General features: G+C 69.1%; 11 protein-coding genes. 8 read left to right on the top strand and 3 right to left on the bottom strand.

What is annotated here, in order from left to right; genetic code table 11:
* Positions 1 to 31 precede the first annotated feature (31 nt).
* The 6 genes from ABDW31_RS22255 to ABDW31_RS22280 all read left to right on the top strand — a co-directional run bounded on the left by ABDW31_RS22255 (position 32) and on the right by ABDW31_RS22280 (position 7,293).
* Complete coding sequence (locus ABDW31_RS22255) at positions 32 to 1,018, top strand: ABC transporter substrate-binding protein (protein WP_184717530.1); 987 nt, start codon at positions 32 to 34, stop codon at positions 1,016 to 1,018.
* Positions 1,015 to 1,761: an ABC transporter ATP-binding protein gene (locus ABDW31_RS22260; RefSeq protein ID WP_343699562.1), complete on the top strand. Its 747-nt coding sequence runs from the start codon at positions 1,015 to 1,017 to the stop codon at positions 1,759 to 1,761. The genes ABDW31_RS22255 and ABDW31_RS22260 overlap by 4 nt, the downstream gene beginning before the upstream one ends.
* Entirely contained in the window at positions 1,758 to 2,516 is a 759-nt protein-coding gene (locus tag ABDW31_RS22265; RefSeq protein WP_184717526.1) for an ABC transporter permease, read from the top strand. Before ABDW31_RS22260 ends, ABDW31_RS22265 begins: the two co-directional genes overlap by 4 nt.
* Before the next feature lie 62 nt (positions 2,517 to 2,578).
* On the top strand, positions 2,579 to 3,208 hold the full coding sequence (locus tag ABDW31_RS22270) for a hypothetical protein (RefSeq protein ID WP_184717524.1): 630 nt from the start codon (positions 2,579 to 2,581) through the stop codon (positions 3,206 to 3,208).
* A complete protein-coding gene (locus tag ABDW31_RS22275; RefSeq protein ID WP_184717522.1) occupies positions 3,208 to 4,293 on the top strand; it encodes a DUF2336 domain-containing protein in 1,086 nt (361 codons plus the stop codon). Before ABDW31_RS22270 ends, ABDW31_RS22275 begins: the two co-directional genes overlap by 1 nt.
* A gap of 96 nt (positions 4,294 to 4,389) precedes the next feature.
* Positions 4,390 to 7,293 carry an insulinase family protein gene (locus ABDW31_RS22280; RefSeq protein ID WP_184717520.1) on the top strand — a complete coding sequence of 968 codons (2,904 nt, stop codon included), beginning with the start codon at positions 4,390 to 4,392 and terminating at the stop codon, positions 7,291 to 7,293.
* Between the two features lie 63 nt (positions 7,294 to 7,356).
* On the opposite strand, the gene ABDW31_RS22285 is transcribed toward ABDW31_RS22280, so the two are convergent.
* Positions 7,357 to 8,292 carry a hypothetical protein gene (locus ABDW31_RS22285; protein WP_184717518.1) on the bottom strand — a complete coding sequence of 312 codons (936 nt, stop codon included), beginning with the start codon at positions 8,290 to 8,292 and terminating at the stop codon, positions 7,357 to 7,359.
* Between the two features lie 174 nt (positions 8,293 to 8,466).
* Between ABDW31_RS22285 and ABDW31_RS22290 the strand changes: the two genes are divergently transcribed.
* Positions 8,467 to 9,012: a PAS domain-containing protein gene (locus tag ABDW31_RS22290; RefSeq protein ID WP_184717516.1), complete on the top strand. Its 546-nt coding sequence runs from the start codon at positions 8,467 to 8,469 to the stop codon at positions 9,010 to 9,012.
* Between the two features lie 8 nt (positions 9,013 to 9,020).
* Here ABDW31_RS22290 and ABDW31_RS22295 read toward each other — a convergent pair whose 3' ends face one another.
* On the bottom strand, positions 9,021 to 9,968 hold the full coding sequence (locus ABDW31_RS22295; protein WP_184717514.1) for an aldo/keto reductase: 948 nt from the start codon (positions 9,966 to 9,968) through the stop codon (positions 9,021 to 9,023).
* Between the two features lie 10 nt (positions 9,969 to 9,978).
* Positions 9,979 to 11,646 (bottom strand): choline dehydrogenase, encoded by a 1,668-nt coding sequence (locus ABDW31_RS22300; protein ID WP_184717512.1) that lies wholly within the window; start codon positions 11,644 to 11,646, stop codon positions 9,979 to 9,981.
* A gap of 204 nt (positions 11,647 to 11,850) precedes the next feature.
* On the opposite strand from ABDW31_RS22300, the gene ABDW31_RS22305 reads away from it, so the two are divergent.
* Positions 11,851 to 13,962: a TonB-dependent receptor gene (locus ABDW31_RS22305; protein ID WP_184717510.1), complete on the top strand. Its 2,112-nt coding sequence runs from the start codon at positions 11,851 to 11,853 to the stop codon at positions 13,960 to 13,962.
* The last annotated feature ends 5 nt before the right edge of the window (positions 13,963 to 13,967 follow it).

Raw genomic sequence — 13,967 nt, forward strand, 5'->3', positions numbered from 1 at the left:
CTAACTTGACGATGAACAAGGGGGACTTCCGATGCAGCGCCGCGCCTTACTCGCTCTGGGCCTCGCCGCCCTGATCGCCGGCTGTTCGCCTGCGCCGAAAGCCGAAGCCCCGGCCGGCCGTACCGCCATGAAGCTGGCCACCGACTGGCGGGCCCAGGCCGAGTTGGGCGGCTACTACCAGGCCCTGGCGACCGGCGAGTACGAGAAGCGCGGCCTGGATGTGACCCTGATCCAGGGCGGCCCGGCCGTGAACGTGCCCCAGCTGCTGGCCGCCGGCGCGGTCGATGTCGGCGTCGGCTCCAACAGCTTCATCGCCCTGAATCTGGCCAAAGAAAACGCCCCGGTCAAAGCCGTGGCCGCCTTCATGCAAAAGGACCCGCAGGTGCTGATCGCCCATCCGGGCCAGGGCGTGAACGGCTTTTCCGACATGAAGGGCCGGCCAATCCTGCTGTCGGACGCCTCGATCACCGCCTTCTGGATCTGGCTGAAGTCCAAGTACGGCTTCACCGACGACCAGGTGCGCAAGTACAACTATTCCAGCGCCCCGTTCCTGGCCGACAAGCGCGTGATCCAGCAGGGCTACGCCACCAGCGAGCCGTACCTGATCGAGAAGGAAAGCAAGATCAAGCCGGCGGTCTTCCTGCTGGCCGACAGCGGCTATCCGGCCTACGCCTCGTTCGCCCTGGCGCCCGACAGCCTGATCGCCAAGAACCCGGCGGCCGTGCAGGCCTTCGTCGAGGCCACGGCGGCGGGCTGGCAGTCCTATCTCTACGGCGACGCCAAGCCGGGTGACGCGGCGATCCTGAAGGACAATCCGGAAATGACCCAGGACGTCCTGGACCAGGCCCGCGAGAAGATGCGTGAGTACGGCATCGTCGGCAAGGACGGCGAGATCGGCCAGATGACCGACGCCCGCTGGGCCGAGCTGTTCAAGGTCACGTCGGAGGCCGGCGTCTACCCCAAGACCATGGATTACAAGAAGGCCTACACGCTGCAGTTCCTGCCCAAGGCCCAATGAGCGCCATCGCCAGTCTCTCCGGCGTCGAGGTCGACTACGCCCGCGGCCGTGCGCTGGGTCCGGTCGATCTGACCCTGGCGCCCGGCGAGGTCGTAGCGCTGGTCGGGCCGTCGGGCTGCGGCAAGTCCACAGCCCTTCGCCTGCTGGCCGGCCTTGAGGCGCCCACGCGCGGAACCGTGACCCGCGCCACCGGCAAGGGCGAGACCGCCGTCGTGTTCCAGGCCCCGACCCTGGCCCCGTGGCTGAGCGCGCGGGACAATGTCGCTCTGCCGCTGGAGCTGGCCGGGACCGCGAAGGCCCAGGCCCGCGCCGCCGCCGAGGACGCCCTGCGCCAAGTCGGCCTGGGCGCGGCGATCAACGCCCGGCCCGCCCAGCTGTCGGGCGGCATGGCCATGCGCGCCAGCCTGGCCCGCGCCCTGGTCACCCGTCCGCGCCTGCTGCTGCTGGACGAGCCTTTCGCGGCCCTGGACGAGATCACCCGCCGCGCCCTGGCCGACGACGTCCTAGCCCTGACCGCCGAACTGGCGCCCGCCGTCGTGTTCGTGACCCACAATGTCGAGGAGGCCGTCTACATGGCCGGCCGCGTCGTGGTCATGACCCCCGGCCCCGGCCGCATCGCCGGCGAGGTCGCCGTCGCCGGCCCGCTGGTCCGCCAGCCCGGTTTCCGCGTCACCGAGGGCGTCCGCGCCGCCGCCGAGGCGGTTTCGGCCCTGCTGTCCAAGGCGATGGAGCGCGCGGCGTGACCCGCATCCTGGCGCCCCTGATCCTGATCGCCGCCCTGCTGGCCGGCTGGGAGATCGCCTGCCGCGCCCTGGGCGTCGCGCCTTATCTGCTGCCGCCGCCCAGCGCCATCGGCGCGGCGCTCGCGCAGTCCTGGCCGCTGCTGCTGGGCTCGGCCTGGGCGACCCTGTCGACGGCCCTGGTCGCCCTGGTCATCGCCAGCCTGATCGCCTGCGGCCTGGCACTGGCCGTCAGCCTGAACGGCCTCTTGGAAGACGCCGTCCGACCGATCGCGGTGACCCTGCAGGTCACCCCCCTGGTGGCCATCGCGCCGCTGGTCACCATCTGGGCCGGCATCGACCATCCCGAGCGGGCGGTGATCGGCCTGGCCGCCGTGGTGGCGTTCTTCCCGATCTTCTCCGGCGCGCTCTCGGGGCTGAAGGCGGTCGATCCGGATCTGGCGCGCCTGTTCGACCTCTATGGCGCCACGCCCTGGCAGCGCCTGACGCGCCTGCGCCTGCCCTCCGCCGTTCCGGCCTTGCTGGAAGGACATAAGGTCGCCGCCGGTCTGGCGGTCATCGGGGCCGTCGTGGCCGAGTTCGTGGCCGGTTCAGGAGGCTCCCAGGGCCTGGCCTGGCGCATTCTGGAAGCCTACAACCGATTGCAGACCGCCAAGGTCTTCGCCGCCCTGCTAACCCTTGCGGTACTAGGCGTCACGCTACACGCGGCCATGGAATATTTGGAACGCAAGCTTTTGAACTCATGGCGAGGGCGTTAGCCATAGATTAAGCGGCGCAGCCTAGGACTGGTAGCGAGAGATCCCTTGTCCTGGACCGGTTCATGCGCTCCGTCGCCCTCATCGCCGCCCTCGCCTGCGCCACTGTGGCGCATGCCGATGGCGTTCGTGAGAGCCGCTACGGTCCCGAACGTGAACGCGCCCCGACGCCGATGAACGGCTCGCAGCCCTACGGCGCCCAGCCCTATGCCGGCCGCACCCTGGGCTGGACCGGCAAGCGCGAGGCCGTCGCGCCGACCGCTCCGCAGGCCGCCCAGGTCCAGCCCTGGTGGTCACGCGGCGGCGCGCCGGCCCAGGTTCAGGCCCCCGTTCAAGCGTCCGTCCGGCAGCAGGCCGCCCGCGCGCCGATCCCGCAGCCGATGCCGATGCAGGCCCCGGCCCGCGCCCTGCCGCAGAGCATCTACGACGCGCCGGCGCCCGCTCAGCCGCAGCCTCAGACCTACGCCCAGGCGCCTGTCGCCCCAGCCGCGCCCCGCGCCCTGCAGCCCGGCCAGACGATGGCCCGCACCTATTCGATCGGCCGCCAGTTCGGCCTGCAACCCGATCCCATTCCCGCCGCCGGGCCTTCGCGCATGGTGCTGGTCGGCCCGCCGGCCACGGCGCCCGACGAGGAGCCAGGCCCGCGTGACGACCGCGACTGGCCGGCAGCGGACAAAAAGGACGACACCCAGTGATGGAGTCCCGCCTTCACGACCTGATCGCGCTGGCCAATGAGCCGTCCAGCGCCAAGCGTCGCGAACTGCTGCGCGGCGTCACCGACATGTTCTTCGAGGGCGACGGTCACAACACCGTCGAGATGGGCCTGTTCGACGACGTCATGAGCCAGCTGGCCGGCGAAATGGAAGAAGCCGTCAAGGTCGAGCTGGCCCAGCGCCTGGGCGAAGCGCCTGCGCCGCCGCGCGGCCTGACCCGCACCCTGGCCTCGGACTCGATCGCCGTCGCCGAGCCGATCCTGCGCTCCAGCGCGCTGACCGACGAAGACCTGCTGCACGTGGCCCGCACCCAGGGCCAGGACCACCTGCGCGCCATCTCGCAGCGCGCCAGCGTGTCCAGCGCCGTCTCCGACGCCATCGTGGCGCGCGGCGACGACGACACCCTGGGCGTGCTGTTGCGTAACGAGGGCGCGGTGCTGTCGCGCGAGGCGCACGAAACGGTCGTCGACCGCGCCGCCGCCAACCCCGCCCTGCACGAGGCGGTGATCGACCGCCACAGCCTGCCGGTCGACCTGCTGAACGAGATGTACTTCATGGTCGAGGCCAAGCTTCGCGACCGGATCATGGAGAAGAACGCCGGCATGGATCCGTCCATGCTGGAGGCGGCGCTGGCCGCCGGCCGCAAGCGCGTGGCCATGGAAGACGGCGCCCTGCCGCCCGACCACGCCGAGGCCGAGAAGGAATTCCGCACGCTGCGCGCCAAGGCGAAGATCTCGCCGCAGCTGCTGGCCAACATCCTGCGCGCCAAGAAGACGACGCTGTTCCTGGTGGCCCTGGCCGACTTGGCCGACGTCGACTTCCACACCGCCCGCAAGATCCTGGAGCGGCGCGAGATGGACGCCCTGTCGGTGATCTGCAAGGCGGCCGACTTCGACCGCTCGCTGTTCCTGACCTTCGCCCTGCTGATCCTGGAGCCCTCGGACGAGGTGATGCTGCGGGCCCGGGCCTATGGCGAGCTCTACGCCGCCCTGCCGCGCGAAAGCGCCCTGCGCACGATCCGCTTCTGGCGCCTGCGCCGCACGACCGGCGACGTCGCGGCGGCTTAACGGCGGCAGGCGACAAAACCGCCCTTCTCGCGCCTTGCTTGCGCCATGGCGGACGGTCAAGGTGCGCGCCTTGTCTACTCCTGCCCTGGATTCTCGATGATCAGCGCTTCGCGCTTGGCGCTCGTCGCCGCCGCCGGCCTTTCGGTCGCCGCCTGCTCGCACCTTCCCTCGCCCAAGCTGCCGCTGCTGAAGCACGAGGCCACGGCCCCGGAGCCCGCCGAACTGCCGGGTCCCAAGGTCGCCGATCTGAAGCCGGGCCAATGGGCCCAGGCGCTGTCCGACGTGGCGGTCGATCCGGCTTGGCGCTTCGGGACGCTGCCGAGCGGCATGCGCTACGCCATCCGCAAGAACGCCACCCCGCCGGGCCAGGCCAGCTTGCGCCTATGGTTCGACGCCGGTTCGCTGATGGAGGATGACGACCAGCAGGGCCTAGCCCACTTCCTGGAGCACATGGCCTTCAACGGCTCCAAGAACGTGCCCGAGGGCGAGATGGTCAAGATCCTGGAGCGCCACGGCCTGGCGTTTGGGGCCGACACCAACGCCCAGACCAGCTTCGACCAGACCAGCTACCAGCTGGATCTGCCCAAGGCCGACGACGCCACGGTCGACACCTCGCTGATGCTGCTGCGCGAGGCGGCCGGCGAGCTGACCATCGCCCAGGAGGCCGTCGATCGCGAGCGCGGCGTGGTGCTGTCCGAGCAGCGCACCCGCGACACCCCCGGCTACCGCGTCGCCATCGCCACCCTATCGGCGCAGATGGAAGGCCAGCTGCCGCCCAAGCGCATCCCGATCGGCAAGACCGAGGTGTTGAAGACCGCCCCCGCCCAGCGCATCCGCGACTTCTACGAGGCATGGTATCGTCCCGAGCGGGCGGTGCTGGTGGCGGTCGGCGACTTCGACGTCGACGCCATGGAAGCCAAGATCAAGGGCAAGTTCGGCGACTGGGCCGGCAAGGGCCAGCCGGGCAAGCTTCCCGACGTCGGCCCGGTGGCCAAGCGCGGCGCGACCGCCAAGGTCATCACCGAGGCCGGCGCGCCTTGGTCGGTGCAGATGAGCTGGATGCGCAAGCCCGATGGCCTCTTGGAGACCAAGGCCGTCGACGAGCGCGACATGCTGGAGAACCTGGGCTTTGCGGTCATCAACCGCCGCCTGCAGGCCATCGGCCGCTCGGCCGAGCCGCCGTTCATCGCCGGCGGAGCGTTCAAGAACGACCAGTACGGCGCGGTGCGGGTGACCACCTTCGCCGCCACCGCCCAGCCCACCGAATGGCAGGCCGCCGTCGAGGCCCTGGACGCCGAGCAGCGCCGCGTCCTGCAATACGGCGTGCGCCAGGACGAGCTGGACCGCGAGATCGCCACCCTGCGCTCGGTGCTGGCCGCCGCCGCCGGCGGCGAGGCTACCCAGCGTACGCCCGCCCTGGCCAACCAGCTGGTCGGCACCCTGAACGACGGCGAAGTTATCACCTCGCCCAGCCAGAACCTGGCCTTCTACGATCAGCTGGTGAAGGGCCTGACCGCCGAGAAGGTCAACGCCGTGCTGAAGACGGCCTTTGCCGGCTCGGGCCCGTTGCTGACCATCGCCGCGCCCACCGCCATCGACGGCGGCGACAAGGCGGTGCTGAAGGCCTACGAGGACGCCCGAGCCAAGCCGGTGCTGCCGCCCGCCGCCCCCGGCGCGACCGTGTGGCCCTATTCCAGCTTCGGTCCGGCCGGCAAGGTCGCCGACCAGAAGGACGTCACCGACCTGGACGCCGTCTTCGTGCGCTTCGAGAACGGCGTGAAGCTCAGCATCAAGCCGACCAAGTTCCGCGACGACCAGATCCTGGTCAAGGTGCGCTCGGGCCACGGCCTGCTGGACCTGCCGTCGGACAAGCAAAGCCCGCTGTGGTCGGGCTCGGCCTTCATCGAGGGCGGCCTCAAGCAGATCTCGGCCCAGGACATCGAGCGCGTCCTGACCGGCAAGATCTGGAACGCCCAGCTGGGCGTCGAGGACGACGCCTTCACGATCAGCGGCCGCACGCGTCCCGAGGACCTGTCGACCGAGATGCAGGTCCTGGCCGCCTACGCGGTAGAGCCGGGCTGGCGTCCGGAAGCCTTCAACCGGGTCAAGACCGGCTACGGCACCCTGCACGACCAGCTGCAGAGCACCACGGGTGGCGTCCTGGGTCGCGATCTGGGCGGGCTGATGCACGTGGGCGACCAGCGCTGGACCTTCCCCTCGCGCGAACAGATCGCCGGCGCCTCGCTGGACGAGCTGAAGACCGCCGTGGCCAATCCGCTGGCCCAAGGCGATTTGGAGATCGTCATCGTCGGCGACACTACGGTCGACAAGGCCATCGCCGCGGTGGCCGAGACCTTCGGCGCGCTGCCCAAGCGTCCGGGTGACCCTCCGCTGCCCGGCGCCGAGAAAGCTCCGTTCCCCGAGCCGTCGACCCAGCCGGTGATCCGCACCCACAAGGGTCGCGCCGACCAAGGCGCCCTGTTCATGGCCTGGCGCACGGACGACCTCTTCGCCGACCTGCAGCGCTCGCGCGACGTGACCATCCTCAGCCAGGTCATGCAGCTGCGCCTGATCGACGAACTGCGCGAGAAGCAGGGCGCGACCTACTCGCCCTCGGCCTCGTCAACGGCCAGCGTGGTGTTCAAGAACTGGGGCTATCTGGCCGTCAGCCTGGAAGTGCCGCCCGAGCAGCTGGACGGCGTCGTGGCGACGATCCGCGAGATCGCCGCCGACCTGCGCGACAAGCCGATCACGGCCGACGAGCTGGAGCGGGCCAAGAAGCCGCGCATCGACCAGATTGAGAAGGCCCGCGCCACCAACGAGTACTGGCTGAGCGCCCTCTCCGGCGCCCAGGACGACCCGCGCCTACTGGACGCCAACCGCTCGGTGCTGGCGGGCCTGTCCCGCGTCAGCCCGGCCGACGTGCAGAAGGCGGCGAAGACCTTCCTGGCCGACGACAAGTCCTGGCTGCTGCTAGTCAAACCCGAAGCCGCCAGATAGCGCCCAGCAAAAAGGCCCTCCCGATCGGGAGGGCCTTTTCAGTTCCGGCTCTAGGATCGGATCCTAGTAGACGACGCCGCCGACGCCGCCATCCAGGCTGAAGCTGGCGCCCAGGGTCTGTCGTTCCTGCACCGTCTCCTCGCGATAGGCGGTGTAGGTCTCGGTGGTCAGGATGGTCAGCACCTTCACGCCGGCGCCGAAGCGACGCAGCAGCGAGCGCTCGTTGCAGTCGCGGGCCGGACGTTGCGGACGGCAGCTCAGCGAGGCCTGCCCCTGCACGGCGCCGGGCACGTGGTACAGCGACTCGTTCTTGCGGCAGGTGTAGGTCTGGCCGGCGCCACCGGTGTTGATGTCGATGCGGCCGTCGTAGTCGCCCACGACGTACTGCATGCGCGAGCCGGCGATGCAGCGATAGAGCTCGCCGTCGTAGCCGTCCTCGATCTCGCGGTCGGGCGTGACCTGCGAGGCCGGGTGCGGCACGTCGCGGTCGTCCAGGCACACGGCGCGCACGACGACGCGGCGCAGCTTGGTGCGGGTGGCTTCATAAGCTTGGCGACGGCGCTGCTCCCCGCCCTCGACGTTCAGGCCCTGGATATAGCCGGTGGCCATCGGTCCCGAATAGTAACCGCCGTGACCACCGCCACCGTAATAATTCACCACGCCCGCACCCGCACCGGCGCCCGCCGCCGCGCCCGAACCGGCGCCGGCGTTGGCCGTGGCCGAAGCGTTGGCATTGGCGTTGACGATCACCGTCGCGCCGATGTTGACGTTGACGCCCGGGATGTTGACGTTGTGACCGCCGCCACCGCCCTTGCAGCAGCCCGGAGGCGGCGACGGGGGCTTCGGCGGAACCGGCGGCGGCTTGCAGCACGCCGGCGGCGTCGGGGGGCAACCGCTGGTGCAGCCGGCCGCATAGGTCGCGCCGCCCAGCAGCACGCCGCCCAGCAGCGTTCCCAGGCCGATCGCCAGCCTACGCGGGATCATTTTCAGCGCCTTCATCGCGGCGGCTCCCTTCACATCGGGTCGTTCCGCTTTGGTTAAGCAAGAAACGGGCCGAGGCGTCCGCCCCGCCTGACTTGCGCCAGAATGGGACGGTGAAGCGCTTGGCCCGGTTCTCCCAGCAAGGTCCGTGCGGTCGAAAACAGCCGCGAATGGACCCGCAAGGGGACGACGATGTTCCATCCAAGCACGGAACGATTGATAGACTATTGGCGCGACAAAAAAGGTGAATCCGCCTTGCCGCGCCGTACGGACATCAATCCGGGCGACTTCCTGGAGCTGCTGCCGCAGGTGTTCATCCTGGGCCGCGACGGCGCGAAACTGCCGTTCCGCCTGGCCGGCGGCTTCGTTTCCGACCTGCACGCCCGCGATCTGCGGGGCCACGACGCCCTGTCACTGTGGGCCCTGGCCCACCGTCTGGAGCTGAAAACCGCCCTGGACGTCGCGCGCAAGCGTCGCACCCCGATCGTGGTCACCGCCGACATTCGCGCTCATGGCGTCCCCAGCGTGGGGATGGAGGTGCTGTTCGCCCCGCTGCAGGGCGCGTCGGGCGAGACCGACCGCTTCTTAGGCCTTTATCAGCCGGTCGCCATGATGGCCCGGCTGATGGGGCGCCCGGCCTATGAGCTGGGCCTGCGCGAGATCAAGCCGCTGGGCGACGGCAACGAGGACCTGCCCCGCCTGCGCCTGGCCACCCTGGACGGGCGGCGGATCGCCTAACCCTCAGTTTAGAGGCGGCCCGCGTCGTCCAGCCGCTTCCAGACATCGCCCGGCAATTCCAGCCGGGCGGCGGCCATCAGCTCGTCCAGTTGCTGCACCGAGGTGGCGCTGGCCAACGGCGCGGTGATGGCCGGATGGGCCATGATCCAGGCCAGGGCGACCTGGGCCGGACTGGCCCCGACCTCCGCCGCCGCCTCATCCAGCGCCGCCAGGATTGCCCGCCCCTTGTCGTTCCAGTATTCGCGCTTGATCGTCGAGGCCCGCGCCTTGCCCGCGAAGTCAGCCTCGGTGCGGTACTTGCCGGTCAGGAAGCCCGCCGCCAGCCCGTAGAACGGAATGACGCCCAGCCCTTCGGCCTGGGACAGATCCGCCAGCGCGCCCTCGACCTCGGCCCGGTCGAACAGGTTGAACTTGGGCTGGATGGTCTCGTAGCAGGCCAGGCCCTTGGCCGCCGAGGTCTCCAGGCTGGACTTCAGCCGGGCCGGCGTGAAGTTCGAGGCGCCGATCGCGCGGACCTTGCCGGCCTTCACCAGCCGGTCGAAGGCTTCCAGGGTCTCGTCCTGCGGCGTCGCCTCGTCGTCGCGATGCGCCTGGTAGAGGTCGATATAGTCGGTCTGCAGCCGCTTCAGAGACCCCTCGACCGCCGCCTCGATATTGGCGGCCGACAGGCCTGGCTGTTTCGGCCACATGGCCACCTTGGTCAGGATCAGCACCTTGTCGCGCGGGCCGCCCGCCGCCAACCAGCGGCCGATGACGCTTTCGGACTCGCCGCCTTCGTGACCAGGGGCCCAGGCCGAATAGACGTCCGCCGTGTCGACGGCGTTGAAGCCGCCGTCGACGAAGGCGTCCAGCAGGCGATGCGAGGTCGCCTCGTCCGCCGTCCAGCCAAACACGTTGCCGCCGAACACCAGCGGCGCGGTGGAGAGGCCGGAACGGCCGAGCGGGCGATGCTGCATCCTGTCTTCCCTATTCCGCAGCCACCGCGTGGCCGTCCTCGAACACTGGAACGTCCAGCGACGCCATCGGGGCCTTGCCGCGGATCAGGTCCGAGGCGCGCTCGGCGACCATGATCGTCGGGGCGTTAGTGTTGCCGCCCACCAGGGTCGGCATCACCGACGCGTCCACGACCCGCAGGCCCTGCAGACCCTGCACCCGCAGCTGATCGTCGACCACCGCCAGCGGATCGCCGGCCACGCCCATGCGGCAGGCCCCGACCGGGTGATAGATGGTCTCGGCCTTGGCGCGGATCCAGGCGTCCAGCTCGGCGTCGGTCTTCACGTCGGCGCCGGGGGCGTATTCCGAGGCGCGATAGGGATCGAAGGCGGCCTGGGCCACGGTCTCGCGGGCGATGCGGACACCCTCACGGATGGCGCGGCGATCCTCGTCCGTGGACAGATAGTTGGCGCGGATGGCCGGATCGTCGAACGGATCGGCCGACTTCAGGCCTACATGACCGCGGCTCTCCGGGCGTAGTTGGCAGACGTGCAGCGTGAAGCCGTCCTTCTCGACCACCGTCTTGCCGTGGTCCTGCATGATGGCCAGCACGCCGTGGATCTGCAGGTCGGGGCGATCCAGGTCCGGACGCGACTTCAGGAACGCGCCGCTCTCCAGGAACTGCTGACGGCCCAGCCCCTTGCCGAACATCATGTAGTTGAGGCCGACGCCCAGCTTGTTCAGGCCCTTGTTGGCCGAGTAGGCGGTCTTCAGGTTCTTGCTGGTCCACGAGACGCAGACGTCCAGGTGGTCCTGCAGATTGGCGCCGACGCCCTTGGACTCATGGGTCACCGCGATGCCATGGGCCCGCAGGTCGTCTGGCGCGCCGATGCCCGACAGCTGCAGGATATGCGGCGACTGCACCGCGCCGGCGCTCAGCAGCACCTCGGCGTCGGCGTGGGCCACCTGGCGCTCGCCGCCCCGGCCCACAGCATACTCCACGCCGATCGCCCGGCCCTTCTCGACCAGGATCTTGGTGGTGCGGGCATCGGTAATGCAGGTCAGGTTCGGACGGCCCAGCGCCTGGCTGAGATAGGCCATGGCCGTGCTCCACCGCTTGCCGTCGCGGATGGTCAGGTCGTAGGGGCCAAAACCCTCCTGCTGATAGCCGTTGAAGTCCTTGGTGACCTTGTGGCCCGCCTGGCGGCCAGCCTCGATCAGCGCCGAATAGAACGGGCTGTCGCTCTCGCCCTTCGACACATGCAGCGGCCCAGCCTCGCCGTGATAGGCGTCGCCGCCGCCGTGGTGGGTTTCCGAGCGCTTGAAGTAGGGCAGCACCTCCGAATAGGACCAGCCGGACAGGCCCATCTGCCGCCACTGATCGTAGTCGCGCGCGTGGCCGCGGATATAGATCATGCCGTTGATCGCCGAGGACCCGCCCAGACCCTTGCCGCGCGGCCACCACAGGCGGCGATTGTCCAGATAGGGTTCGGGGTCGGTCCAGAAGCCCCAGTTCTGGTCGCCCTTGTCCTTGATCAGATTGCCGACGCCCGCTGGCATCCGCACCAGGATCGAGGTGTTCTTGCCGCCGGCCTCCAGCAGCAGGACCTTGATGTTGGGATCTTCCGTCAGGCGCGCGGCCAGCACGCAGCCAGCCGAGCCGGCGCCGACGACGACGTAATCATAGCGTTCACTGGCCATGGCCCGGACGCCCTCCCTGAATGTTATCGTTGTTAAGGCAGAGAGTGATCCGGCTTTTCGCCGCGCGCAAGGGTCAGAACTCTGCCTTCCGTACACAGTGCGACAACCGCACTTGAGAATCATAATGATATAACATAACACACCCTGCAGTTTGGTACTGCCGGGGTGGCCATGTCTGTTCGTCGTTCTATCTGGCTTGCCTCGGTGAGCGCCTGCCTTCTGTCCACCGCCGCCCACGCCGAAATGGACGTGCAGGTCAGCGAAGTGATCGTCACCGGCGTCGCCGATCGTCAGCTTCTGCTGGACGCCACCACCACTACCGGCAGCCGGATGGGCCTTACCGCGCGCGAGACACCGGCGATCGTGGACATCCTGTCCGAGCGCCAGATCCGCGAATTCGGCGTCCGCACCAATGTCGAGGCGCTGAACCGCGCGCCGGGCGTGACCTCGTCCCTGCCCGCCACCAGCCCCGGCGCGCCGACCATGCGCGGCTTTACCGGTGGCTCTGTCGGCCTGCTGTACGACGGCGTGCGCGTAGCCACGCCTGGCATCTTCTCGCGCGCCACCGACAGCTTCCTGTACGAGCGCGTGGAGATCCTCAAAGGCCCAGCTTCGGTGCTTTACGGCGAAGGCGCTCTAGCCGGCGCCATCAACTTCGCACCCAAGAAGGCCCGCCTCGGCGCGACCGGCGGTCAGGTCCTGGCCAGCTACGGCAGCTTCGAAACTGTGCGCCTGGGCGGGGATGTCAGCCTGCCGATCGGCGACAAGGCCGCCGTTCGCGCCGTCGCCGCCTATGGCCGCACTGACGGCTATGTCGATGACACCCGGTCCGACTTCCTGGCGACGAGCCTGAGCCTGCGCCTGGAGCCCACGGATCGTTTCAGCCTGGATCTGGCGGTGGACTACAGCCAGGACGATTACGATACCGCCGACTACGGAATCCCGCTGGTTCCGACGGCGGTCGCGCGACGTCCATCGAAGGCGGCGAGCGGTCCCGGGGGCCTGGTCATCGATCGCGCCCTGCGCAAGACCAACCTGAACGTCACCGACGGCGTGCTGGACTCCGACACCCTGTGGCTGCGCTCGAAGCTGCGCTACGAGCTCTCTGACCAGCTGACCTTCCAGAACGACCTCAGCCGCTATCATTCCGATCGCCGCTTCATCAACGCCGAGATCTTCGGGTTCAACGCCACGTCGGGACGGATCGACCGCTCCACCGGCATCATCACCCACGACATCGACTATTGGGTCGAGCGCCCCGCCCTGATCGGCGATGTGAAGATCGCGGGCCTGCGCAATCGCTTCTCGGTGGGCGCTGAGTTCAGCACGCTGGACTTCGCCACCCGCCGCTACTTCGCCACCACGTCCTCGATCGACCTGGCCAATCCGGTCCGTGGACAGTTCCCAGGCGGCTCGGGCGCGACCCTGCCGCCGATCAATTCCAACGCCACAGTCAAGGTCGCCTCGGTGTTCGCCGAAGACGCCCTGAACCTGACCGACCGCCTGATCGTCGCTGGCGGCGCGCGTTACGACTGGATCGATTTCACGCGCCACCTGGCGCCGTCGACCAATATCGACCGCGACTACGGCGCGCTCTCGTGGCGGCTGGGCGCGGTCTATGACCTGGCGCCCAAGACCCAGGTCTTCGCCCAGTACGCCGAGGCCATCGTGCCCGTCGGCAACTTCCTGCTGCTGTCGCTGGCCAACTCCCAGTTCGACCTCAGCACGGGCCGATCGGTCGAGGCGGGCGTGAAGTCCAGCTTCTGGGACAACCGCATCGACCTGACCCTGGCGGCCTATCACATCGCCCAGGACGACATCATCACCCGCGATCCGGCCAACCCGACCTTGAGCGTCCAGGGCGGCAAGCAGTCCTCGCGCGGGGTCGAGGCCTCGATGTCGGCCGCCCTCACCCCGCAGCTGCGGATCGACGCCAACTACACCTGGCTGGACGCGCACTTCGACACGCTGATCGAGGCCGGCGGCGTCAGCCGCAAGGGCAAGACCCCGCCGCGCATCCCCGAGACGATCGCCAATCTGTTCGCCTTCTACAGCGTCGAGGGCACGCCCGTGACGCTGAGCGGCGGCATCCGCCATGCGGGGCGGTTCTTCACCGACAACGCCAATCTGGTGCGCGCTCGCGGCTACACCACGCTGGACGCGGCGATCGGCTACCGGATCGGACCGGGGGAGATCACCCTGCGAGGCCGCAACCTGACCAACGCCTTTTACGTCGATTACACCGACGTCTCGACCCAGCAGTTCCAGGTCGCCGCGCCGCGCAGCGTCGAGATCGCCTTCACCGCCCGCTTCTAGGAGAC

Origin of the sequence: Caulobacter sp. (genome assembly GCF_039596335.1) — a bacterium.
GTDB lineage: Bacteria > Pseudomonadota > Alphaproteobacteria > Caulobacterales > Caulobacteraceae > Caulobacter.